Source organism: Actinomadura latina NBRC 106108 (assembly GCF_001552195.1).
GTDB lineage: Bacteria > Actinomycetota > Actinomycetes > Streptosporangiales > Streptosporangiaceae > Spirillospora > Spirillospora latina.
This window is the reverse complement of sequence record NZ_BCQS01000009.1, coordinates 56645-80357: the sequence shown is the minus strand read 5'-3', so window position 1 is coordinate 80357 and position 23713 is coordinate 56645. Positions and strand designations below refer to the sequence as shown.

The 23713-nt window shown below is 72.7% G+C and carries 18 protein-coding genes; 5 read left to right on the top strand and 13 right to left on the bottom strand.

Annotated elements, in window-relative coordinates:
• Positions 1–22: 22 nt before the first annotated feature.
• Positions 23–3103, top strand: coding sequence for a sialidase family protein (locus tag AL2_RS15350; RefSeq protein WP_067634379.1), 3081 nt, complete (start codon positions 23–25; stop codon positions 3101–3103).
• On the opposite strand, the gene AL2_RS15345 is transcribed toward AL2_RS15350, so the two are convergent.
• Together AL2_RS15345 and AL2_RS15340 are read right to left on the bottom strand one after the other, a co-directional pair.
• Positions 3063–4031: a glycosyltransferase gene (locus AL2_RS15345; RefSeq protein ID WP_083946538.1), complete on the bottom strand. Its 969-nt coding sequence runs from the start codon at positions 4029–4031 to the stop codon at positions 3063–3065. The genes AL2_RS15350 and AL2_RS15345 overlap by 41 nt on opposite strands.
• A gap of 161 nt (positions 4032–4192) precedes the next feature.
• Positions 4193–5632: an LCP family protein gene (locus tag AL2_RS15340; protein WP_067634378.1), complete on the bottom strand. Its 1440-nt coding sequence runs from the start codon at positions 5630–5632 to the stop codon at positions 4193–4195.
• A gap of 114 nt (positions 5633–5746) precedes the next feature.
• Here AL2_RS15340 and AL2_RS15335 point away from each other — a divergent pair, with 114 nt between their 5' ends.
• Both AL2_RS15335 and AL2_RS15330 read left to right on the top strand, forming a co-directional pair.
• Positions 5747–6688, top strand: coding sequence for a DUF6177 family protein (locus tag AL2_RS15335; protein WP_245666669.1), 942 nt, complete (start codon positions 5747–5749; stop codon positions 6686–6688).
• Positions 6689–6770: 82 nt separating this feature from the next.
• Positions 6771–8198, top strand: coding sequence for a DUF1266 domain-containing protein (locus AL2_RS15330; RefSeq protein WP_067634377.1), 1428 nt, complete (start codon positions 6771–6773; stop codon positions 8196–8198).
• A gap of 64 nt (positions 8199–8262) precedes the next feature.
• Here AL2_RS15330 and AL2_RS15325 read toward each other — a convergent pair whose 3' ends face one another.
• Positions 8263–8721 carry a hypothetical protein gene (locus AL2_RS15325; protein WP_245666668.1) on the bottom strand — a complete coding sequence of 153 codons (459 nt, stop codon included), beginning with the start codon at positions 8719–8721 and terminating at the stop codon, positions 8263–8265.
• Positions 8722–8896: 175 nt separating this feature from the next.
• Here AL2_RS15325 and AL2_RS15320 point away from each other — a divergent pair, with 175 nt between their 5' ends.
• On the top strand, positions 8897–9694 hold the full coding sequence (locus tag AL2_RS15320) for a hypothetical protein (protein ID WP_174550851.1): 798 nt from the start codon (positions 8897–8899) through the stop codon (positions 9692–9694).
• A gap of 58 nt (positions 9695–9752) precedes the next feature.
• On the opposite strand, the gene AL2_RS15315 is transcribed toward AL2_RS15320, so the two are convergent.
• The 10 genes from AL2_RS15315 to eccD form a co-directional block, all read right to left on the bottom strand.
• Entirely contained in the window at positions 9753–11402 is a 1650-nt protein-coding gene (locus tag AL2_RS15315; protein WP_067634375.1) for a MinD/ParA family ATP-binding protein, read from the bottom strand.
• Positions 11403–11479: 77 nt separating this feature from the next.
• On the bottom strand, positions 11480–11881 hold the full coding sequence (locus tag AL2_RS37445) for a hypothetical protein (protein WP_067634373.1): 402 nt from the start codon (positions 11879–11881) through the stop codon (positions 11480–11482).
• A 95-nt stretch (positions 11882–11976) separates the two neighbouring features.
• Entirely contained in the window at positions 11977–13320 is a 1344-nt protein-coding gene (locus tag AL2_RS15305) for a S8 family serine peptidase (RefSeq protein WP_245666667.1), read from the bottom strand.
• 148 nt (positions 13321–13468) lie between these two features.
• Positions 13469–14650: a WXG100 family type VII secretion target gene (locus tag AL2_RS37440; protein WP_157438173.1), complete on the bottom strand. Its 1182-nt coding sequence runs from the start codon at positions 14648–14650 to the stop codon at positions 13469–13471.
• 148 nt (positions 14651–14798) lie between these two features.
• Entirely contained in the window at positions 14799–15170 is a 372-nt protein-coding gene (locus tag AL2_RS15295; RefSeq protein ID WP_067634365.1) for a hypothetical protein, read from the bottom strand.
• A gap of 123 nt (positions 15171–15293) precedes the next feature.
• Complete coding sequence (locus tag AL2_RS15290; RefSeq protein WP_067634364.1) at positions 15294–15584, bottom strand: WXG100 family type VII secretion target; 291 nt, start codon at positions 15582–15584, stop codon at positions 15294–15296.
• Positions 15585–15621: 37 nt separating this feature from the next.
• Positions 15622–15936, bottom strand: a complete 315-nt coding sequence (locus AL2_RS15285) for a WXG100 family type VII secretion target (RefSeq protein WP_083946535.1) — start codon at positions 15934–15936, stop codon at positions 15622–15624.
• A 231-nt stretch (positions 15937–16167) separates the two neighbouring features.
• A complete protein-coding gene (locus tag AL2_RS15280) occupies positions 16168–16458 on the bottom strand; it encodes a WXG100 family type VII secretion target (RefSeq protein ID WP_067634362.1) in 291 nt (96 codons plus the stop codon).
• Positions 16459–16541: 83 nt separating this feature from the next.
• Positions 16542–17981 (bottom strand): type VII secretion protein EccB, encoded by a 1440-nt coding sequence (gene eccB, locus AL2_RS15275; protein ID WP_067634361.1) that lies wholly within the window; start codon positions 17979–17981, stop codon positions 16542–16544.
• A gap of 16 nt (positions 17982–17997) precedes the next feature.
• The gene (gene eccD, locus AL2_RS15270) at positions 17998–19395 is read right to left on the bottom strand and encodes a type VII secretion integral membrane protein EccD (protein ID WP_067634360.1); all 1398 of its coding nucleotides are present in this window, start codon (positions 19393–19395) and stop codon (positions 17998–18000) included.
• Positions 19396–19750: 355 nt separating this feature from the next.
• Here eccD and eccCa point away from each other — a divergent pair, with 355 nt between their 5' ends.
• Entirely contained in the window at positions 19751–23704 is a 3954-nt protein-coding gene (eccCa, locus tag AL2_RS15265; protein ID WP_067634359.1) for a type VII secretion protein EccCa, read from the top strand.
• Positions 23705–23713 lie beyond the last annotated feature (9 nt).

The following is a 23713-nucleotide window of genomic DNA, read 5'->3' as shown; positions in this document are numbered from 1 at the left end:
GAACGCCAAGGGGAGAGCGGGTGTGACTCCGAAGGGGACGCCGGACGGCGAGCACAGGGACGACCCGTCAGAGGAGGACCTGGCCGACCGGACGCAGATCTTCTCCCGGGACGCGCCGCAGCCGGCGCAGCCCGTCGGCGGGATCGCGGACATGACGATGTCCGACTTCTCGCGGTCGACGGCGCTCGAAGGCGCCGCCGGTGCCGCGAAGGACGAGCCGGCGGACGACCCGGCGGACGACTCGGACGACGAGGACGGGGGCGCGGACCGGACCCGCGTCCAGCCCGCTCCGAGCGCCTCCGCGGCACCGGACCCGCGGCTCCAGCCGCTTCCGCCGCCTCCGTGGGCGCAGCAGGTCCCCGAGGCGCCGCAGCCTCCCGTCCCGCAGCTTCCCGCACCCCAGCCTCCTGCACCGCAGCCTCCCGCACCGCAGCCTCCCGCACCTCAAGCTCCCGCTCCCCAGCCCCCGGCACCGCAACCGCCCCAACTGCCCGCACCGCAGGCACCGCAGCTTCCGGCGCCGCGGCCCGCGCCGGAGCCGTTCCCGTGGGCGCAGGAGATCCCGGAGACGCCGAGACCGGCCGCCCCGGAGCCCGCCGCCCCGGAACCGTTCCCCTGGGCGCAGGAGATCCCCGGGCAGAGCCCGGCCGCGTCCCCGGCGCCGGCTCCCCCGCCGTTCCCGTGGGCGCAGGAGGTCCCCGGCCCTGGAGCGGCCGGCGGCCCGCCGCCGCCCGGCGCCCTGTCCGCCACGCCGCCGCCCGCCGTGCCGCCGCCTGCGGTCGACGAGCCGTGGCGCAACGCGTCCGCGCCCAAGCGCAAGGGCAAGGGCGTCAACAAGAAGATCCTCTTCGGCGTCGCCGGCGGCGTGGCCGCAGCCGCGCTGGTCGCGGGCGGCGTCGTCGTGCTGCTCGGCCGCGGCGGCGGCTCCGATGCCGGCGGCGGGGGCGCGAAGCTCGCCGGTGCGCTGTTCCCGGCCGACCCGGCTGCCCGCTCCGACGGCCGCGACCAGGAGCTGACCGGGGTCGCCGCGTCCGGCTCCACGGTGGTCGCCGTGGGCGGCGAGGCCGATCCCGGCCACTATCGCGGCGTGTTCCTGGTGTCCGCCGACGGCGGCCGCACGTTCAAGGCCGCCCGCGTCGAAGGGGCGGACGGCGGTGAGCCCGGCGCCACCGAGGTGCCGAGGGTGGTCGCCGGCGGCCAGGGCGGCTGGGTCGCGATCGGCACCCGGCCGGGCGGCGGCGTCGTGTGGACGAGCCAGGACGGCGCGAGCTGGCAGCGGCAGCCCGACGCGGCCGGCGACGTCTTCGGCCCCGGCAACCGGGTGACCCGGGTCATCCGCACCGACAAGGGGTACCTCGCCATCGGCGAGCACTCCCGCAAGCGCGACTTCACCGACTCGGTGCCCGCCACCTGGGTGTCGTCCGACGGCCGGCAGTGGGACGCGCTGACCGGCGGGCAGGTCGGCATCCAGATCCGCGGCAAGGTCGTGCTGGAGGAGGTCGCGGCGAGCGGCAACGTGATCCTGATGGAGAGCGCCCACACCCCGAAGCCGGGCAAGGCGTCGTTCCGCCGCGCCTGGCGCTCCACCGACGGTGGCCGCACCTGGTCACCCGCGAAGATCCCCGCGCCGAAGGGCACCCGCGGGCTGATGGTCGGCGGCGGGCAGTCCGGGCTGGTGGCCGTCCGCGAGGTCAAGTCCGGCAAGTCCGCCTACGGCCAGGTCTACACCTCCAAGGACGCCGCGGACTGGTCGAAGGGCGGCAGGATCCAGCCGTCCGGCTACCGGCAGGTCCAGCAGCTGATCGGCACCGACGCCGGATACGCGGGCATCGTCCAGCGGGGCCGCGACGTGCTGGTCTCCCGCTCGGCGGACGGCCGGTCGTGGAAGGAGGCCGGCACGCTCCCCACCGCGTCCGGCCGGAGCCTGCTCGGCGCCGCCGCCGGCGGCGGCCAGACCGTGCTGGTCGGCAGGGACCCGGGCAACGGCGACCTGAACGCGCTGCTGACCGTCCTGGACCAGGGCGGCACCGAGGTTCCGGTCGACCCGCTCAAGATCCCGGGCGCGTTCCGCAAGGACCAGGCGGTCGCCGGCGTGGCGGCGAAGGGCGCCCAGGCGGTCGCGGTCGGCAGCACCGGCGGCGACGCCGCGATCTGGACGTCGTCGGACGGCTCGGCCTGGAACCGGGCGCGCTTCTCCGGCGGGATCTCCCGTCCCGCACTGCAGCGGCTCACCTCGGTGACGAGCGGTGGCGGCGGCTGGCTCGTGGTGGGCGACGGCGGCGGCGGCCCGCTGCGCGGCCCGCTGGTGCTGACGTCCGCGGACGGCAACGTCTGGAAGCCCGCCGACACCGATCCCGTGTTCGAGCGGAAGGACGACCAGACCCTCGCCACCTACGGCGCGGCGGCGGGACCGTCCGGCTACGTCGTCGTCGGCGACGACGGGCCGTCCGGCGCGATCTGGTTCTCCCCCGATCTGCGGACGTGGCAGCGGGGCGGCGGCGAGCACCGCAACGACCTCACCGCCGAGAGGAACGGCAACCGCTGGGTCCGCTCGGCCGCCGGCGGGTCGTTCGGCTTCGTCGCGGCCGGCGGCATGCTGGACCCGAAGGCCGGCGGCGCCCGGCGGCCCGCGGTCTGGACGTCGGCCGACGGCAAGAAGTGGCGGCTGCAGCAGCTCCAGCTGCCCAACGGGCTGTCGCAGGGATCGCTCACCTACGTCGCCGCCAAGGGCGGCGTTCTCGTCGCGGCGGGCGACGCCGTGGGCACGCGCGGGCTGGTCACGCTCGGCTACGTCTCCGCCGACGGCGGCAAGACGTGGCGGGAGACGAAGCTCCCGGCGCCCGACTCGGAGTCGATCGTCCGGGTCACGGCCGTGACGGCGGCGCCCGACGGCTTCGTGGTGGCCGGCACCGCCGGGTCCGACGTCGTCTCGTGGACGTCCGCGGACGGCGCGACCTGGGAGGCGAAGACGCCCGGCGGTGCCGCGCTCGCCGGCCCCGGGGAGCAGGAGATCACCGGCCTGGCGCCGTTCAAGACCACCGTCCTCGGCGTCGGCGCGACCGTCAGCGAGTCCGGCGAGCAGCCCGTTTTGTGGCGGCGCTGACCGCGTCGCCGCCGTCCGGGCGGCGGGCGTGGCGGGGGATGTAGGAGAGGGCGCCGGCCGGGGTGCCGTCGTCGACGCGGTCGCGGAAGCGGTTGCGGCGGGCGCCGTAGTTGGCGACGACGGCGCGGTAGAACGGCTTGCGGATCATGGTGGGGACGAGGCGGTAGCCGCCGCGGACCATGACGTTGCGCCAGTACTGCGGCTGGGAGATGAAGCCCTCGCGGAGCATCTCGCGCTGCAGCCGCATTTCGGAGCGGAGCAGGTCGCGGCCGCCGCGGCGCTCGTAGGCGCCCTCACCGACGCGGTAGTAGACGAGGGGTTCGGCGACGTTCACCATCCGCGCGCCGTTCGCGATCATGCGGACGAACAGCCAGTAGTCCTCCATGAGGGGCAGGTCGCCGTAGCCGCCCGCGGCGACGACGGCGCTGCGCCGGTAGACGACCGTGGGGTGGTTGAACGGGTCGTGGAGGCGCGAGTAGCGGGCGATGTCGGCGGGGTCGCTCGGCGGGATGCGGCGGCCGACGACGTCGGTGATGTCGGTGCCGAACTCCAGGAGGCCGGCGCCCACGAGGTCGGCGCCGGCGCGGACGAGCGGGACCTGGGTCTGGAAGCGGTGCGGCATGGCGACGTCGTCGGCGTCCATGCGGGCGACGATGTCGTGCCCGGCGGCGTGCAGGCCGGCGTCGAGGGCGGGGCCGAGGCCGCGGTTGTGCTCCAGGTGGACGTACTCGACCTTGACGGGGCTGCCCGCGACGAGTTCGCGCAGGCAGTCCGCCATGGCGGGCGGGACGGGGCCGTCCTGGACGAGGACCACCTGGTCGGGGCGCAGGGTCTGCAGCTGGACGGCGCTGCGGAACGCGTCCCGGACATGCTCCGCCTGGTCACCGCCGTAGACGGTCATCAGCAGGGTGAAGGGTTCGGGCTGCATGCGTCCGTTCCAGGGGGAGCGTAAGCGGCCGGCAGAGCCCTGTGCGGGGGGCGGCTCGTCGGGCCGAGGTCGGGGGGGAGTCATCTAGGCCGTCCTACTAGGGACGCTTTGCGGCGGTCTTTGGTTTGCGCGGGACAAGATACCGGTGTTGCGCGGCCGCATCAGGTCTGGGCGCAGATGTCGCGGTCGGCACGGATCTCACCCGCCAGTTTGGGCACCGTCGGCGTCAGCCCCCGCAGCCGGGCGCCGTCGTTGCCGATGACGAGGTACACGTAGCCGGGCTTCGCGGACCGCCAGGCGCGCGGCGGGTGCCCCGGGACCGCGATCGCGAGGCGCGCGGCCTGCCGTTCGGCGCCCGCGCCGTACAGGATCTGGGTGCGGGCGTACTTCTTCTTGCTGGTGCCGACCTTGACGACCTTGAAGCCGCGTTCGGCGAGTTGCCCGGCGGTCCGCCCCGCGAGGCCCTGGGCGGAGGACGCGTTGTAGACGCCGACCCTCACCTGCGCGGGCGGGACGGGCTGCACCTTGTTCTGCGCGGGCACCGGCGCCGGGGTGGGGTCGGGGAGCTCGTTGTCCTCCCGGACGGCCCGGAACAGCGGCTCGGCGAGAACCTGGTTGAACTGGACCCGGTTCTTGTCCTGCGGGTACGCCTGCACCGGGACGGTGACGAACCGGACCTTCCCGGCGCTCATCCCGCGCAGCGACGCGGCGAGCTTCTGCATCACCGACAGCGTGAGCCGGTCGTCCGCCTTGATGGACTTGGCGGCGGCGGAGAGGAAGTCGTAGGTGCGGCCGGGGTCGGTCAGCATGCCCTTGTCGGTCGCCTTCTTGACGACCGAGGCCATGAACGCCTGCTGCCGCTTGATCCGGTCGAGGTCGGAGCCGTCGCCGAGCACGTACCGGGTGCGGACGTAGCCGAGCGCCTGGTCGCCGTGGACGACCTGCTTGCCCGCGCGCAGGTGCAGTTCGGCCTTCGGGTCGTCGATGCGCTTGGGCACGCAGATCTCGACGCCGCCGAGCGCGTCCACGACGCGCTTGAAGCCGGCGAAGTCGACCTCGACGTAGTGGTCGATGTGGATCTTGGTGAGCGACTCGATCGTGCGCCAGGTGCAGGCCGGGCCGCCGTTGGAGAACGCCGCGTTGATCATTCCGAACTGGGCCGGGACGGCCGTGCCGTTCTTCCGCTTGCACGGCGGCATCTGCACCATCGAGTCGCGCGGGAAGCTGATGCCGATGGCGCTCTCCCCGCCGGGCGAGATGTGCAGCAGGATCGTGGTGTCGGAGCGCTGCCCGGCCTCGACGCCGTAGCGGGCGTTCTCCCCGGCGCGGCTGTCGGACCCCATCAGCAGGATGTTCAGCGAGCCGTTCAGCTTGGGCGGGCGGTTCTCGCCGAGCCGGCCGTCGACGTGCTCGCGGTCGATCTGGCCGTCCAGCCGCCGCCAGAAGCCGTAGGCGGTGAGGCTGCCGGCCACCAGCACGACCGACAGGACGACCGACAGGACGCCGAGCACGCGCCACAGACGCCCCCGCACCGGCGGCTCCGGTGGCGGCGGGGCGTTGTCCGCGTAGTACACGCCGGGAGGCGCGGCGGCTCGCTGCATCCGTAACATTTCAGCACAGATTGGACATGGGTCACGGGGGCCACCGGAAACTCCTCCTCCCCGCCCGGCCGCCCGGCCGCGGGCCCGTCCCCGGTGACTAGACTCCCGGACGAGATGAGCACCGTAGACGCGCTGACCGACCAAGCGATGGTCGTCCTCCAGGACCGGCCGGTCGTGCCGCTGAGCGCCTGGCTGAACAGGGCCCTCGGCGACTGCGCCGAGACCGGCCGCACCCTGCAGCTCGTCACGCCGCTGGAGTCCCGGCTGACGCTCCCGCTGCGCACCGCCGCGGCCGGCGACACCGTGCAGTGGATCGTGCGCCACGGCGACGGCTACTACGAGGGCCTGACCGGACGGCCGATGAAGTGGGGCGGGCGGACGTTCGTCCCCGTCCCGGAGGCCCGCGACTACGCGCCCGGGTTCACCACCCGCCCGGCCGCGCCGGTCGGCTCGCAGCTCACCCTCGTCTACCGGATCAGGCACGGCGCCGAGGGCGACATCGCCGGGCCGGCCGAGCGCCTCCTCCAGCTGCTCACCGGCAAGTACCCGGCCGGGCTCGGCCCCGCCGAGCCGCTGGAGCACCCGTGGCGCCGCGACCGGCTCACCGAGTACGCGCGCGGACGCTCCACCGTGCGGATCGTCGTCGGCGGGGACGGGCCGCGCCCCGCCCAGGCCATCTGCGACTACGCGGCGGGCGAGGGCGGCGCCGTCGCCGAGACCACCACCGTCACCGTCGGCTACGCCCCCGAGGACCCGCCGCCCCTCCAGCACCTCCCGACGCTCGTCGGCGCGTTCGGCGCCGACCAGCCGATCGCGTCGCTGTTCGTCCAGCTCACCCCGGGCCGCGCAGACCTCACCACCGAACCGCGCTGGACGGGCGCGCCCGCCCCCGTCGCGCTGGCCGTCACGGGCACCGTGACCGGCCCGCCGGCCATCCCCGGCCGGCAGGTGGGGCCGCCGCGCGCCCCGCTGACGTTCTTCCAGCTCGGCGACGGCCGCTCCCCGGACGGCTGGCAGCGGCACAGCATGCTCATGCAGCACCTCCAGGCGCCCTGATCCGGACAGGCCGGGACGACCCGCCGCACGCCGCCACTCGGCCGGATGATCTACCCGGAAGGGATGATGTACGGTCCTGCCCATGGGGATGGCCGGTCAGCTCGACGCGCTTGAGCGGGCCGTCGAGGGGACGCTCGCCGAGGGGTCGTTCGAGTTCGACGGCGACGCGGCGGTCCTGCGGATCGAGGGGTCGCTCGTCCACACCACCGGCTGGTTCCTCGGGTTCGGCGCGGGCGGCGTGGTGCTGCTGCTCGCCGGCGCCGTGCTGTCCCTCGCCGGGCTGCCGGACGAGGCGCGGTGGGCGCTCGCACCCGGCGCGGGGCTCCTCGGCGCCGTCGCCTGCTTCCTGCTGCTGTGGCGCTTCACCCCCCTCGCCGGGCTGTGGTCGGACCTGGAGCTCCGGTTCGGCGAGCAGGCCATCGTGCACCGGCGGACCCGGATACCGTTCGGCGACCTGCGGCCCGAGCACCTGGTGTGGCGGACCGGGCCGTTCTTCCGGCGGCTCTACGTCCGGCATCCGTCGCTGCGCAAGCAGCTCGCCGGGTTCTTCGGCGGCGAGGAGCGGCAGGCCGCGGAGTTCCAGCGGCGGCTCTGGGAGCTGATCTCCGCGCCCGACCTGCCGGCCGTCCTCGTCCACGGCAGCGACCTCACCCCGGTGCAGCGCTGGATCGTCGCGGCGGGCGCCCCCTACGGCGCCGTCAACGGGTTCCGGGTGGACCGGCTCGGCACCGCCCCGGGCGAGTCCGCCGCGGCCGCGGACCGCCGCGCCGCGCAGGACCTGCTGCGCGACCCGTGGGGCGCCTACGACCTCGAACAGCTGCTCGCCGCCGTCAACTGGCTCGTCCAGGACGGGCACCGCGCCGACTTCGGCCGGGACGCCCACCTCGCCGCCCGGCCCCCCGCCGCGCAGGAGGAGTACGGGACGCTGCTGCGCGAGGTCGACGGCCTCATCGCCGGCGACCAGCTCGAACCGCCGTTCGTGGAGCGGCTCATCGAGCTGGTCCGGGTCCGGTACGGGGACGAGGGCGGCTCGTACGCGCGGCTCGTCCCGGCGCTGCTGCGCGACGAGCCCGGCGCGGACGCGAGCGAGGAGGGCGCCGAGCTGGCGCAGTTCCTCCACCAGCTGTTCAACGACCGGAGCCACGCGGCCGAGGAGCTGCACCGGCTGAAGGTCCTCGCCGACCCGGCGCTGCGCGCCAACGTGGGCCGCTTCCTCATCTGGGACTACGGGCGCGCGCTGATGCTGTACCGCTGGGGCCGCATGGTGGAGTGGCTGACCGAGGAGTACTGCTGGGAGCGGATGCTGCCGCTGGCGATCGACATCCAGCGGCGGTACTCGTCCTGGCGGGACATGTCCACCTGCTACCTGCAGGGGCGGCTGCTCTGGTCGGGCGGCGGCGGGAAGGCGCAGGCCGAGTACGAACGGCTCGTCGAGGAGCTCCACAACGAGCCCCGCAGCCCGTGGAACCTCGTCCCGTGGGACCTGGACCTGACCCGCGACTGGGCCTGACGGCCCGGCGGCCCGGCTGCGGCCCGGCTGCGGCCCAGCTGCGACTCAGCGACTCAGCGGTGGATCAGCGGATCACGCCGCCCTGGTAGGCGTCGCCCGGCGCCGGGGCGCTGCCGACGGGGTCGTCGCCCTGGCCGGACGCCCGCCAGCTGCGCGCCGGGGCCTCGCTCGCGCCGTCCGGGTAGACGGTCCCGCCGAGCCAGCGGACGAGCGAGTCGGCGAACGCGCGGGCGACCCGCGCCGCCTCCGGGACGTCGGCGACCGCGCGGACGTCCACCCACCACACCGGCACGCCGACCCGGTCGGCGAACTCGGCGCCGAGCAGCCGCCGGATCTCGCTCTGCGCCGAGACCTGCACGGCGTCCTCGATGGAGACGAGCAGCCGCCCCTCGGCGTCGTACAGCAAGGTCGGCTCCGGTTCCCCGCCGCGCAGCTCCAGCGGCTCGCCCATGGCGATCATTCCGTCGGCCACGGCGTGCACGTCCGGGGTGCGGCGCACCAGCGCCACGAGGTCACTGCTCATCGGTCACCTGCCTCCCCTCTCCCCCGCAACTTTAGGAGAGATCCGCGCGCGCTGCCCACGGGACGATCCCGCCTGGCCCGACATACCTACCATTCGCCGTGATACCGCCATGTTCCGCCCGCTACTCTGGTGCGATCCTTCCGCCACCCCGCACGAGCATCGGCATGGAGCGATCATGTATCCCCCTCAGCCGCCGGGCGGGCCGCCCGGCGGACCCGGATTCCCGCCGCCGCCGGGACCTCCCGGCCCCTACGGCGGTCCTCCCGGCTTCCCCCCGCCGCCGCGCGGCGGCGGCGGAGCCCTGGTCCCGCTACTGATCATCGGCGTGGTGGCGGTTCTCGCCGTGGTCGGAGTCGGCGCGTTCCTCGTCGTCGGCGGCGACGACGACCCGGGCCGGACGACCGCACTCCCCTCGTACACGCCCCCGACGCCCGCCTACTCCCCCTACTCGCCCGAGCCCACTCCGACCAGCTCAGCGGCCGGGACGCCGGGGAACCCGTCCGAGGTTCTGTCGGCGACCATCCGGACGGCGAAGGGCAACACCTTCACCCGGGCCGGCACCCGCACCCAGTCGTGCACCAGCCGCGCCAACGACCGGCTGCGCACGGCGCTGCGCGCACACCCGTGCACCGGGCCGATGTACTCGGCGGTGTACGCCAGCCCGTCCAAGAAGATCATCACGTCGGTGTCGATCCTGACGGTGTCCGGCCCGTCGGCGGCGAGCAGCGTCAACCGGGTCACGTCCGACAAGGGCTGGCCGCTGCTGCTCACCCCGTCCGACTCCAGCGGCCTGCCGCAGCCCCGCTCCGACCCCGCCTACTGGACGCGGTCGTGGTCGCAGGGCTCGCGCGTCATCTACGCCCAGTCCTACTGGTCGTCGGGCGCCGCCACCGGCGGCCGCACCGGCAGCGTCTTCGCCACCGCCGGCGAACTCGGCGTGGAGGTCACCAACACCCTCATCTGGACCGGCTGACCCGCCGTCCAGGGCACCGCGTCCGCGCCGGGCCGCCGGGCCGCCGGGCCGCCGCGGCTCAGTGGCCCGGCGCCGGGTCGCCGAGCGAGCGGGCGAACGCCTCGTAGGCGATCCGGCCGACGGCCGCCTGGGTGCCCTCGCCGAGCCGCGACATGTCGACCGCGGCCCCCGCGGCCACATGCCGGTCGTAGGGGACGTGCACGACGGGCGTCCCCCACGCGGTGAGCATCTGCGTCGCGCGGTTCAGGTCCGCGCCGATCTGCGGGGCGTGCGACACCATCGCGATGACCGTGCGGGGCAGCAGCCGCTGCTGGCCGCCCTGGGAGAACCACTCCAGCGCCCCGCGCGCGCTCAGCGCGCCGTCGACCGTGCCGGGCGTGACCAGCACCACGCTGTGCGACTGCCCGAGGATGCCCCGGTGCAGATCGGTGAGGATGCCGGCGCTGCAGTCCGTCACCGCGGTGGAGATGTAGCGGCTCACCGCGCTGAACGCCGCCTGGAACGTGTCGAAGTCGAACTCGCCGGTGATCCGGCCGCCCCGGGTGGCGGCGAGCACCCACAGCCCCTCGCGGGTCTGCTGCATGTACCGCGCGGCCTCCTCGAACGTCCGCGGCTGCTGCGCGGCGAGGTCGAACAGCGACAGCTCGGACCGGACGCCGAGGCGCAGCGGCAGCGACCCGAGCTCGGCGTCGGCGTCCATCGCGAGCACCCGGTCGGGACGGTGCCGCGCCAGTTCGGTGGCGACCAGCGCCGCCACGGTGGTCTTCCCGGCGCCGCCGCGCACGCTGACCACCGTGATCTGCCGGAAGCCGCTGACGGGACGGCGCAGGTAGTCGGAGATCTCCGCGCGGGTGCGGATCTGGCCGGACGCGCCGACGGCCTTGCGCATGCCCCGCCCCATCCGGCGGACCAGCGCGTCGCCGTGCTGGTTCTTGCTGAGGAACTCGTCCGCCGCCGGGACCGCGCCCGCGCCGTGCTGCTGAGGCGGCGCCGGCGCGGGGGACGGCCAAGCCGGGGCGGACGGTGCCGGGGCCGACGCCGGGGACGGCGCCGCGCTCTCCGGTTCCGCGCCGCCCTGCGCCTCCTCGACCCCCGGAGCCTGCGGAAGGCCGGGCGCCTGCGGCGCGGTTCCCCCGACCGGGGAGATCGCCGCCTCCCAGCTGAACTCGTCGTTGACGAGCGGCACCTCGTGCTCAGGGGGCGAGGCGGTGTCGTGGACGGCCTGCACCGGCTCGGGCTCGGGCTCGGGCGCGTTCGCGGGTTCGGGGGTGCTCTGGGGTTCGGGCGCGCTCGGCTTCGGCGGGTCGGGGAACGGGTCGTACGACTGCGACTCCTCCGGCTCCTCCGCCTCGGCGGGGGCCGGTCGCGGCGGATCGGGGAACGGGTCGTACGGCTGGGACTCGTCGGCCTCCGCGGGGACCGCCGGCTCCGGCGCGACGGGCTCCGGCGCGACGGGCTCCGGCGCGTCCGGGGCGGGCACGACGGGGATGGGCACGGGGGCCGGTGTCATGGCCTCTGCCGCGACGGCAGCGGGCGGCGCGGGTGCCGGAGCCTCCGGGATGCCCGGCAGCGCAGCGGGCTGCTGAGCCGGTCCGGTGCCCCAGCCGGCGGGGACGCGGGCCGGCGGCACGGGCCCTGTCGTCACGAGGCCGCGCCGGGCCACGCCCAGATCGCGCAACACCGAATGCTGCCAGCTCGAGTCCGGCACCCGGCCTCCTTTCGTCCGACGCCAGCTTACGAGGCCGGGGCGCCGGCCGCGCCCGCCCGCCCGTCAGCGGGCGCGCGTCACCCGCCCTGCGACTGCGTCGCGCACTCGGCGGCGTCCTTGTTGACCTGCTCGTTGCTCTTGCCATTGGTGTTCTTCGGCGCCATGACCGGGTTGTTCGGGTCGATCTCGGGCATGTCGTAGCCCTTCTTGATCATGCACGCGCGGAGCTTGCCCAGCGACTCGCGCTGCGCCGGGGTGAGGCTGCCGCCACCGCCGCCGCCACCGCCGCCGTTCGTGGCGGTCCCGCCGCCGTTGCCGGTGATGGTGCCGCCGCCACCGCCGCCCGAGGGGGTCGCGGGCGCGCTCGTCCCGGCGGACGGCGACGCCGAACCGCCGCCGGCGTCGTCCTTGGAGTCGCCGCAGGCGCTGAGGCTCAGCGTCAGCGCGATGGCGGCGGGAATGACGAGGAGGTTCTTCATGACCGTTCTTTCTGTCGGCTTGGTCGCACACCAGAGGTACGGCCGTCCACGCGCACGACGTCGAGCAGGCGGACGGCCGCGATGAGAGAAGCGAGCTAGTTGTGGGGGCGGGAACCCCCGGGGCCGCCCTGCGGAGGCAGGTACGGCCGGCCGCCCTGCGGGCCGCCCGGCGGCGGCCCCTGCGGACCGCCCCATCCGGCCGGCGGGCCCGACGGACCGCCCTGCGGGGGCACCTGCTGCCCGCCGTACGGAGGCGCCTCGTGGCCGCCCCACCCGGGCGGCGGACCCGAGCCCCCGCCCTGCGGCGGGCCCTGGCCGGCGCCCCTCTTCTTGTTGCGCCTGCTGAGGGCGAACACCGCGATCCCGCCGATCACCACGACCGCGGCGACGCCGATCAGCAGGTACAGGAAGACGCGATCGGCCTGGTCGGCCTTCTTCGTGGCCTCGGACTTGGGCACCTTGGTCGCGCCGGGCTTGCCCTTCGGCGCCGCCTGCGGGTTGTCCTGCACCCACTTGTCGTACGCCGCGAACACGGGATTCGGCGCGTTCTGCGGCACCTTCGCCGTCAGCGCCGCCGCCGGAATGACGACCCCGTACCCGGTCATGTTGTCCTTGCCGGGAGGGCCGGCGTCCTTGGTGGTGTTGATGATCCGCTGGACGATCTCACGCGCCGGCATCTGCGGGTGCTTCGACCTCATCAGTGCCACCACCGCGGAGGTCAGCGCCGATGCCTGGCTCGTCCCCGCCACGTGGTCGGTGACCCTGCCGTTGGCGAGGACCGTGTTCACCAGGAAGCCGGGCGCCGCGACGGTGACGTACGGCTGCCGCTCGGTCTTCTCCCAGGCGGCCTTCTTGTTGTCCACGGCACCGACCGCCAAGACGCCCGCGCAGTTCGCCGGCTCCATGGACGGATTGCCCTCCGTGCCGCTGTTGCCGGCTCCCGCCACGACCACGACGTCCTTCTGCAGGGCGTAGGAGACGGCCTGCTGCATTTCGGGACGGCAGCCGTTGACGGCCGCGAAAGCCTGCGAAATATTGATGACCTTGGCGCCGTGGTCGGCGGCGAAGCGAATCGCCTTGTCCCAGTTGACCAGGTTGGACGCCACCGACATGATCTTCGCTTCGGGCGCCACACCGACATAACCCGTGCCGCTGCCGTTGCTCGCGATGAGGGCGGCCATCCCGGTACCGTGCGAGTCCTCTAGGTCCTGGGTGGGACCGACCTGGCCGTCCCCACCGCCCGACACCAGGTTGGTGCCCTGGACCAAGGCGCCCCGCAGGTCGGGAATCTGACCGTTGACACCGTTGTCGATGACCGCGACGGTGACACCCGCCCCCTTGGTGACGGGCCAGACTTTTTGCTGGATCTCCCACGCCGAGAACCACCACTGGTCAGTACGCGGGCCTGGGACCGCGCCGGCCGGAGCGGCCGTCGTCAAAACCAGAGCCGAGGTCGCTCCGATCGCGGCGAGCCATCGAGTCATCCGTCGCACAACGCACCCTCACTACACGAACACGGCGTGAGCAGCTCCCAGGATTGGAATCTGCTCACGCCGTCTCCTGCATCTTCTGGTGACCGAGTCTCGGTCAGCCAATCACGGGCGGGGCGGTGTCATCATCGTTTCCGCCCCACACGTCCTCGTCTTCCATGAGCCAGGTGGTGCGATCGTGCTCGTCCTCGCCACCGCCGCCTCCGCCGCGGCCCGACATGGGCGCGCCGCCCATCATGCCGCGCCCGCCCGCACCGGGCTTGCCCGCACCCGCGCCGCCGGCGAGGCCGCCCTTGCCGGCACCCGCGCCGAGCCCTCCGGGCATGCCGCCCGCGAGACCGCCGGCACCGCCACCCGGGATACCGCCGCCACCGCCGGGAATGCTGCCGCCGCCACCGCCGGGGAGGCCGCCGCCGCCGAGACCGCTGCGCCCGAACGGGTCGAGGCCTCCGCCGCCACCGCCCGGTCCGGGCAGACCGGCAAGGTCGCTCCCCCCGCCGGGGATGCTGCCGCCACCGGGGATGCCGCCGCCACCGCCGGGGATGCCGCCACCGCCGCCCGGAATGTTCCCGCCGCCGGGGACGTGGCCGCCGCCACCGCCGGGGACGTGGCCACCTCCGCCGCCGGGGATATGGCCGCCTCCGCCGCCGGGAATGCTCCCGCCACCGGGAATGCTGCCGCCGCCACCGCCGCCACCGGGAATTTTGGCCCCGCCGCCGCCCGGGTATTCGTTCTGAGGGACCCTGGACGTGACCTGCGTCTGCGGCAGGTTGGTGGAGATGTCCGCGGGGAACTGGTCGTTGGCCTCCGCCGTCCGGGCACCAAGCTTGTTCATGTGCTGCTTGGCGGCCTTCTTCTCGGCGCTGTCGATGAGCCCGAAGGCTTCACCGAGCTTCTTGCCGCCGAGGGCGATCGCCCCGCCGGCCGGGCCCGCGACCACGGTGCCCGCCGCGACGACACCGGCGTCGTCGTAGGAGATGTTGCCCATGAAGCCCTTGCCGGGACGGTTCTTCACGTACCAGTCCAGCTTCTGACCGTGATCGGTCAGCGCCTTGCCGGTCTTGTCGGCAACACGCTGGATGTCCTGCGCACTGGTCTCCAGACGCCCCATCTGCTTGATGGTGGCCTCCGAGTCGTCGCCCTTCCAGACGCCGGCCAGCGCGGACTTCTGCGCCCGCAGCACGCCCACGGCGTGCTGGAACTTCTGCGCGGCCGCCTCGTAATATCCACCTGCGTCGATGACACGCTGCGCGTTGGTGGCGTCGAGGATCGCGTTCATCTCGTCGATGCCGCCGTCCCACTCACCGGTGGGACCGCCGACCTGGGAGCGAATGGTGCCCTGGAAAGGGATGGAACCCCCGCCACCCTGCTGGGGATAAGTCATGAGTTATCGATCCTGCCTACTCGCACCTGCTTACTCGCACCGACTAGTACGCGCCCGTGTTCCCCGTGTTCGGCGAGCCGCCGGAACCGTTCATCGCCCGGTTGGCCGCGGCAGTGTTCTCCTGCTCCTTCTTCTCATGGTTGCCGACCATGCTCTCCAGCGCCTCGATCACGCCCTGATAGCTCTGCAAGAAGGAGTTGTACTGGCCCTTGATCTGCGTGTAGGCCTGCGACGACGACATCGACAAGCCGGTCACCGCCGGGTAGTTTCCCAGATCCGACTTCGTGATGTCGCAGTTCGTCGTAATGTCGTTGACGGTGCCCTTGTCCTTGCTGAAGTCGTCGTAGTTCTCTTTGAGAATCTTGAGGATTCTTCTGACCTCGTCGCGGTCGATCTCGCTCTTCTGATCACCCATGTGAGCCTCCGGCGGGCCGGAAGCGCCCGCTCCCCGTTTCGGCTTTCGTGTGGACGGTGGTGAAGATGACGAGCGGCGCGGCCGGCCGCCCGTCTCCCGGCGGCCGGCCGATCAGGCCGGTCGTCAGCCGCCGATGATGCTGACGTTGTTCTTGACCGTGGTCTGGCCCGTCTCACCCGAGGACTGGATGACCGCGCCGAGTTGCTGCACGATGCGGGCGATGTCCGCGGCCGAGGCCTCCCACTGGCGCTTGGCGTCGAAGTAGGCGTCGCGGGCGCCGTCCTCCCACTGGCCGAGCTTGCTCTCGACGCTCTTGGCGAGGTCGTCGAGCTCGGAGTTCATCTGGTTGTACTTCTGCTGGAACGCGGCGTACGCCTGCTGCATCGCGCCGAAGTCCATCGAGCTGTAGCTCATTGTTCCTCCGTGTCGTCCTGAGATCCGGGTGGGGCGATCAGCCGTTGAGCAGGCCGGCGACGCGGTTGACCGCTTCGGTCTGCTGCTGCTCGCTGCCCTCGTAGTTGATCTTGACCTGGACGAGCTTCTCGTGGAGGTTGTTCAGGACCTCGAGGACCTTGCCCAGCTCGCCGTTGAACTCGTTGTAGACCTTGGTGAAGGCACTGCCGGCCTCACCGATCCAGCGGCCGGACAGCTGGGACTGCTCCTGGCCGAGGTCGCCCTGGATCTTGCGCAGGTCCTGCGCGGCCTGCTCGACGCGCTGGGCCGCCTGGGCCATTTCTGCTCTGTCGACCGAAGACTTCTGGCTCATCAGTCACACCTTCCCGACTAGGTACTACCTGTGGTTCGACTCGGCGCGAGCCCCCGTTGGTTCCACTGCCGACCCAATCGACTTTGAACACCATGGTCGGGCACAACGCACATCCTCGTAAAGCTCGTCACATTCTGATACAGGGAGCCGATACTGGCAACGGACATGATCGATGATCGGGCCGTTGGAGATCAGGAGCGAAGGGTGTACCGAAGGTTCACCCGCAGGTCATCAGGCCCACATCTGGGTGTTGGACCCCTCGGCGGACTTGTAGTTGTCGTGGGCGGTGCCGACCGCGCCACTGAACTCCTTCACGGTCTGCGCCTGCTGGCGCGCGACCTTGTCCCACCTTCCCTTGGCCTCGAAGTACGCGTCGCGGGCGTCGTCCTCCCAGCGACCCAGGCCACTCTGCAGATCGGCCTCGAGCGCGTCCAGCAGTTCGACCATCTCGCGATGCTTCGACTGGAACAGCGACTGGGCCTGCTTCATCGTGACATAGTCCGTACTGAAGGCCTGACTCATGACACCTCCCCGTGCTGACTGTGACGAGCGGTGATCGTATCAAAATCGTGTGACAGCAGGGGAAATTCGCACCTTTTTGCTGATCACGAGCCTGCACCGCCCTGCTGAATGGGCTGCAGCGCCTGCTGCGGGTCCAGGGTCGGCCCCTTCGGCACCAGGTTGAGCAGATTCGCGGGGACCGGAACGGCGTCGTTGCCGTCTGCGGAGATCGTGTAGCCGAGCGCCTTGGCGGTCTCCGCCGACTTCAGCGCGTACCTCCGGCCGTCGTCCGCCACGAGGGCGTAGGTGTTGATCGCGTCGACCGATCCCGACGCCGGCAGCACCCCGGCGAGGATCGCGCTCCCCGGCGGCAGCACCACGTTGTCGACGCCCGCCCCGGACGCCCGCGCGGGCATCGGCAGGTCCGTCCCGCCGCCGACGGTGAGCCGCGCATCCTTGGAGCCCTTGCCGGCGTCCGGGTACACGACGCAGAGGGACTCCTTCGCGTCGTACGGGCGGACCTTGATCTGCGACTGGGGCAGGCCCTCGTCGATGACCCGCTGGTTCGACCGGTGCGTGGTGACCGCCGCGCCGTCCAGGGGCGAGTCCTTGGGCAGCCGGTACGCCGCCGAGTTCTGGATGAGGGCGGCCTGCAGCGGGCTGATCGGCGCGTACCCGTCCGCCATCAGGACGTAGGGCTGGTCGCCGCCTCCGACGCCCTTGACCATGAAGACCTGGCCGATCCGGCCGTTCGCGCCGGCGAACTGCGGTTTGCCGCCGGCGCCGGGGATGTTCGGCGGGGCGAAGTCGGGACCGGCGGGCAGCGCGTTGACGAACCCGGGCGACACCGCCGCGGGCGCGGACGCGCTGAGCACGGTGAGACCGGCCGGCGACAGCCGCATGCGCTGGTTCTTCCAGATCAGCCAGTTGCTGTTCGCGCCCGTGCTGACGACCACGCCGACGGACGGGTCGAGGACCTCCCCGCCGACGTCGCGCCCGCCGACCAGCGACACGACGGAGCTCCCGGTGCCGCCCTGCGGGTTCTGCCGCACGCAGACCGACCACGGGCCGCCGACCAGCCGGCCGGCGGCGGGCACGGAGTCCGGCGCGCCGGGGATGCCGATCATCGGGCCGCGCGGGAACTTCGCCAGCGACTTGGCGGAGACGGACTTCTGCGCGGGCGCGCCGCCGCTGCCGCCGCCCGCAAGCGAGGCGGCGAGCTTGGCCGAGGTGTAGTTGGCGACCGGGCACAGCACGTCCTTCTGGGCGCCCTGCGGAGTGCACCACACGTAGAGCGCGCCGCTGTCCTTCTCGATGAGGACGGTGCCCTTCTCCGCCAGCCCGCTGCCGCCGCCGCCGACGAGCAGCCCGGCGATGCCGAAGCCCGCGGCGACCAGTATCCCGACCATCACGCCCGCGAAGGTCCCGACGTTGATCTTGCGGAGCGGCTGCTCGGGGTAGTCCGGCTCGGCCAGGATCAGCGCCTGGGACGCCCGGTGGGTCATCAGGCGGTGCGCCTGAAGCAGATCCCTCTTGGTCTGCATCGCGTCTCCTTCCCTGTCAACCCACCACGCCGCGGACGTACTCGAAGACCCCGGCGACGCCGAGCGCGAGCGGCACCAGCGCCACCACCAGGATGATCTCCAGGATGTCGCCGGCCCGGCCCCAGAACGGGGTCAGCCGGTTGCCGGGCAGCCACATCCCGACGCCGGTCGCGATGCCCGACACCACCAGCGTCGGCAGCAGCACGCCGGTCAGCAGCAGGACCTGCGAGTCGGCGTCCAGCGCGGTCGCGGCGGCGAGCGCGGCGAGCGCCGTCACGCCCGGGACGAGCAGCCACAGCTTCTGCGCCCTGGACCGGAAGATCCGCGCCCGCAGCAGCACCGTGAACGCGAGGACGACGCACATCACCGGGCTCACCCAGCCGCCGTCGAAGGCAAGCGGGACCACCGCGCCGAGGACGACCAGGCCGATCGCCGACACGCCCCCGGTCACGAACCGGTCGGCGACCGCCGTCCGGCTCAGCAGGGCCTGCCCGTCCACCATCAGCGTGTCGCTGCGCAGGTCCTCCGCGCTGCCCGGCACCGGCGGCAACTGCACCCGCGCCATCTTGAAGGCGACGCCCGGCAGCAGCGGGGTCAGCGCGAGGGCCACCGTGACGGTGATGGCGGCGATCCCGGCGGCGTCCATGTCGAAGCCCAGCGAGACGGCGCTGTTCGCGGCGCCCAGCAGCGCGGCGACCGCGACGCCGTAGAAGACCGGCAGCCCGTCCGCGATGGCGAACCCGGCGATGGTCGCGGCCAGCACCACCGCGCCGAACCCGGCGACGAGGTGCAGCGCGCCGACGTCCCGCAGCGGGTCGTCGCCCGCCGGGCCGAGCAGCCCGGCGAGGAACGCGTACGGCAGCGCCGCGTAGCCGAGCGCCGCGCCGGCCCCGGCGTCGCCGAGCGCCCGGGACAGCGCGACCGCGGCGACGAGCAGCAGCAGCGCGACCGCGCCGGCGGCGATGGCCGGGGCGATCCAGGACGGGCCGGCCAGCAGCAGGGTCAGCGCCCCGACGACGAGCCCGGCGACGCCCCAGCCGAGGGCGAACCTGCGGGTGGCGTCCTGGCGCCAGCGTCCCGGCCGCTCCTTGACTCCGGTCGCGACGACGTCCGGGACGTCGTCGAACACCATGTCGGGGATCTGCGCCATCCGGGGACGCAGGTAGATCAGGTCGCCGTCGCGGAGACCCGCCTGGGAGGGCGTGCTGGCGGGATCGAACGGCGCCTCGTCGAGCTTCTGCAGCACCCAGCCGCCGTGCGCCAGGCCGGAGTCGGCGAGGTTCTGGCCGGCGTAGCGCAGCATCGTGGGGTAGAGCTCGGCGAAGGTCGCGTCGGACGGCAGCGCGATGTCGACCCGGCGGCTCGGTCCGACGACCGTGACCCGGCACAGGTCAGCTCCTGGGAGCGCACTCACGACTTCCTCGCAAATCTTCCGGTGTGCGGACGGGGGGAAGCACCCAGCATGGTGCCATGCCGGTCGCCTCGGACGCGGGGTGATGCACGTGCCTCATGGTCATGTGAACCCGCCAACCCTAATGTCTGGTGCGTCCGGCGTGTACCGGAAGTGTCACCGGTGAGATAGATGCGGCTCGCACGCCACATCCGATGCCTCTACGATTCGTACGGTTCAGTCACGGCATGATCACGTGATGCGGCCCGCAGCAGGGCGCCGGTGACCGGCGCGCTCCCCGCCTGGTGCGACGGCCTGATCCATGGCCTGATGCGGCAGGTCCGGACGATGGGCCCGCCGCGATGGAAGGACGGTTAGCGTGAGCACGGACATCGTCCGGCGGAGAGAACGGCGCAAGCCCCCGCCGATGCCGCGGGGGGAGATCCTGCTCGAGTCGCCGCCGGAGCTGCCGGAGCTGATTCCGCAGGGATTCCAGGCGGTCCTGACCTACCTGCCGATGCTGGCGGGGTCGGGGGCCATGGTCTTCATGATGGCGGGCCGCGGCGGCGGGACGATGCAGTACGTGGCGGGCGGCATGTTCGCCGTGTCCATGTTCGGCATGATGCTCGGCCAGGTCGGGCGCAACAGCGGCGAGCGCAAGGTCAAGCTCAACAACGAGCGGCGCGACTACCTCCGCTACCTGGGGCAGGTCCGCAAGAAGGTCCGGAAGGCGGCGCGGCAGCAGCGCGAGGCGCTGGAGTGGGCCAGCCCCGATCCGGGGTCGCTCTGGTCGCTGGCGATGAGCGCCCGGTTGTGGGAGCGCCGGCCGTCCGACGAGGACTTCATCCAGGTCCGGGTGGCGAGCGGCGCGCAGAAGCTCGCCGTGCAGCTGATCGCGCCGGAGACGAAGCCGATCGAGGACCTGGAGCCCATGACCGCCGGCGCGCTGCGCCGCTTCATGCGCACCCACGCGAACGTGCCGAACCTGCCGATCTCGCTGTCGCTGCGGTCGTTCTCCCGGATCGTCCCGACCGGCGACCCGGAGGCCGTGTACGGGATGGTCCGCGCGCTCGTCGCGCAGATCGCGACGTTCCACTCCCCCGACGACGTGCGCATCACGGTGTGCGCGTCGCGGGAGCGGATGCCGTGGTGGCAGTGGGTGAAGTGGCTGCCGCACAACCTGCACCCCACCGAGCACGACGCGGCCGGCGCGGTGCGGCTCATGGCCGAGAGCATGACGACGCTGGAGGCCATGTTCGGCCAGCAGGTGAAGGACCGCCCCCGGTTCCAGCCGGGCCTCTCCCAGGACGACCTGCCCTACCACATCGTGATCATGGACGGCGGCCAGGCGTCCTACGACTCCCAGCTGGCCGCCGACGGCGTCGAGGGCGTCTGCATCATCGACCTGACCGGTTCCGTCGCGCCGACGCCGGAGCCGACGATGCTCCGCCTGGCCGTCACCAAGGAGCAGGTCGGCCGGCTCAGTAAGGACCGCACGGGCAAGGACGTCGCCACCCGCATCGGCAAGCCCGACTCGATCACCCTTCAGCAGGCCGAGGCGCTGGCCCGCCAGCTCGCCCCGCTGCGCGCCAGCGCCGCGTCCGGCCCGATGGAGGACGCCCTGTCCGGCGCCACCACGGTCACCTCGCTGCTGGGCGTCGAGAACCCGTTCCGCGTCGACCCCGCCGAGACGTGGCGGCCGCGGGCGCCGCGCAACCGGCTGCGGGTCCCCATCGGCGTCGACACCGAGGGACGTCCCGTCCACCTCGACATCAAGGAGTCCGCGCAGGGCGGCATGGGACCGCACGGGCTGTGCATCGGCGCCACCGGCTCCGGTAAGTCGGAGGCGCTGCGGACGCTGGTGCTGGGCCTCGCGCTGACGCACTCGTCGGAGGTGCTCAACTTCGTCCTCGTCGACTTCAAGGGCGGCGCGACCTTCCTCGGGATGGAGAACCTCCGGCACGTCTCCGCGATCATCACGAACCTGGAGGACGAGCTCCCCCTGGTCGACCGCATGTACGACGCGCTGCACGGCGAGATGGTCCGCCGCCAGGAGTACCTGCGCGCGCAGGGAAACTACGCCTCGCTGCGCGACTACGAGAAGGCCCGCGAGCAGGGCGCCGACCTGCAGCCGATGCCGACGCTGTTCCTGGTGCTGGACGAGTTCTCCGAGCTGCTGTCGGCCAAGCCCGAGTTCGCCGACCTGTTCGTCATGATCGGACGGCTGGGGCGGTCGCTGGGCGTGCACATCCTGCTCGCCTCGCAGCGCCTGGAGGAGGGCAAGCTGCGCGGCCTGGACACCCACCTGTCGTACCGGATCGGCCTCCGGACGTTCTCCGCGCAGGAGTCCCGCGTCGTGCTGGGCGTCCCGGACGCCTACGAGCTGCCGTCCGCACCCGGCCACGGCTACATGAAGTTCGGCACCGAGTCGATGACGCGGTTCCGCGCCGCGTACGTGTCCGGGCCCGCCAGCGAGGACCTGCAGCCCAAGGAGAAGGCCGGGCCGCAGGTCGTCCGGCAGATCGTCCCCTACATCCCGGACTACATCCGCCCGCACGTCATCGAGTCCCAGCAGGACCAGCAGCAGGGCCCGGAGAACGAGTCGCAGGCGACGCTGTTCGACGTCGTGGTCAGGCAGCTGGAGAACCACGGGCCGCCCGCGCACCCGATCTGGCTGCCGCCGCTGGACGCGCCGCCCACGCTGGACGAGCTGCTGCCGTCCCTCGCCGTCGTCCAGGGCCTCGGCCTGACGACGCAGCACGACGGCTGGCGGAACCGGCTGCACGCGATCGTCGGCGTCGTCGACAAGCCGTTCGACCAGCGCCGCGACCCCATGTACGTCGACCTGTCCAGCGCGGCCGGCAACGCCGGCATCGCGGGCTCCCCGCAGACCGGCAAGTCCACGATGCTGCGGACGCTCATCGCGTCCCTCGCGATCACGCACACGCCGCAGCAGGTGCAGTTCTACTGCCTCGACTTCGGCGGCGGCACGCTCGCCGCGCTGTCGGACATGCCGCACGTCGGCGGCGTCGCCAACCGGCTGGACGCCGACCGCGTCCGCCGCACCGTCGCCGAGGTCACCTCGCTGCTGGAGCAGCGCGAGCGCGAGTTCGCCGAGCGCGGCATCGACTCGATGCCCACCTACCGGCGGATGCGCGCGTCCGGCGAGATCACCGGGGACGGCTACGGCGACGTGTTCCTCGTCGTGGACGGCTGGATGACGCTCCGGCAGGACTACGAGAACCTCGAACCCGTCATCACCGACCTGGTCGCGCGCGGCCTCGGCTACGGCATCCACGTGGTCGCGACGGTCAACAAGTGGTCGGAGTTCCGGATGAACGTCCGGGACCTCTTCGGCACGAAGCTGGAGTTGAAGCTCGGCGACCCGTACGAGTCGGAGATCGACCGGAAGCTCGCCGGGAACGTCCCGGAGGGCAAGCCGGGCCGCGGCCTGACCCGGGACGGCCACCACTGCCTGACGGCGCTGCCGCGCCTGGACGGGGAGTCCGACGACTCCACCCTCGCCGAGGGCGTCAAGAAGCTGGTGAACGCGATCGCGGCGAACTGGAGCGGGCCGTCCGCGCCGAAGGTGCGGATGCTCCCGTCGGTGCTGCCGGTCTCGTCGCTGCCGAGCGCGCAGGAGAGCGGCTCGCGGATCCCGATCGGCATCGACGAGGAGTCGCTGTCGCCGGTCTTCCTGGACTTCGCGTCCGAGTCGCACTTCCTCGTCATCGGCGACACCGAGTGCGGCAAGTCGAACCTGATGCGGATGATCACCAGCGGGATCATCGAGCGGTACACGCCCGACCAGGCGCGGATGATCTTCATCGACTACCGGCGGTCCCTGCTGGACGCGGCCGAGACCGAGCACCGCATCGGCTACGCCGCGTCCTCGGCCGCCGCGCAGAGCCTCGTCAAGGACATCGTCGGGGCGCTGCAGGCGCGGCTCCCACCGGCCGACCTCACCCCCGAGCAGCTGCGGGACCGGTCGTGGTGGACGGGCGCCGACCTCTACCTCATCATCGACGACTACGACCTGGTCGCCACGTCCAACAACCCCGTCGTCCAGCTGGCCGAGCTGCTGCCGCAGGCCCGCGACATCGGGCTGCACGTGATCGTGTCCCGCGCGTTCGGCGGCGCCGGCCGCGCGATGTACGACCCGGTGCTGCAGCGGATCAAGGAGATGGGCTCACCCGGCCTGCTGATGTCCGGTAACAAGGACGAGGGGGTCGTGCTCGGCAACATCAAGGGGCACTCGCTGCCGGTCGGCCGCGGCTACTTCATCAACCGCCGCAACGGCACCCGCCTCATCCAGACCGCACACCAGGAGTAGGAGGAACCG

Coding starts and splice junctions, on each gene's coding strand:
- AL2_RS15325 (WP_245666668.1), bottom strand. CDS start 8,721: ATGAGCAGTGACCTCGTGGCGCTGGTGCGCCGCACCCCGGACGTGCAC.
- AL2_RS37445 (WP_067634373.1), bottom strand. CDS start 11,881: ATGAAGAACCTCCTCGTCATTCCCGCCGCCATCGCGCTGACGCTGAGC.
- AL2_RS15330 (WP_067634377.1), top strand. CDS start 6,771: ATGGGGATGGCCGGTCAGCTCGACGCGCTTGAGCGGGCCGTCGAGGGG.
- AL2_RS15345 (WP_083946538.1), bottom strand. CDS start 4,031: ATGCAGCCCGAACCCTTCACCCTGCTGATGACCGTCTACGGCGGTGAC.
- AL2_RS15290 (WP_067634364.1), bottom strand. CDS start 15,584: ATGAGCTACAGCTCGATGGACTTCGGCGCGATGCAGCAGGCGTACGCC.
- AL2_RS15320 (WP_174550851.1), top strand. CDS start 8,897: ATGTATCCCCCTCAGCCGCCGGGCGGGCCGCCCGGCGGACCCGGATTC.
- AL2_RS15295 (WP_067634365.1), bottom strand. CDS start 15,170: ATGGGTGATCAGAAGAGCGAGATCGACCGCGACGAGGTCAGAAGAATC.
- AL2_RS15285 (WP_083946535.1), bottom strand. CDS start 15,936: ATGAGCCAGAAGTCTTCGGTCGACAGAGCAGAAATGGCCCAGGCGGCC.
- eccB (WP_067634361.1), bottom strand. CDS start 17,981: ATGCAGACCAAGAGGGATCTGCTTCAGGCGCACCGCCTGATGACCCAC.
- AL2_RS15335 (WP_245666669.1), top strand. CDS start 5,747: ATGAGCACCGTAGACGCGCTGACCGACCAAGCGATGGTCGTCCTCCAG.
- AL2_RS15340 (WP_067634378.1), bottom strand. CDS start 5,632: ATGCAGCGAGCCGCCGCGCCTCCCGGCGTGTACTACGCGGACAACGCC.
- AL2_RS37440 (WP_157438173.1), bottom strand. CDS start 14,650: ATGAACGCGATCCTCGACGCCACCAACGCGCAGCGTGTCATCGACGCA.
- AL2_RS15280 (WP_067634362.1), bottom strand. CDS start 16,458: ATGAGTCAGGCCTTCAGTACGGACTATGTCACGATGAAGCAGGCCCAG.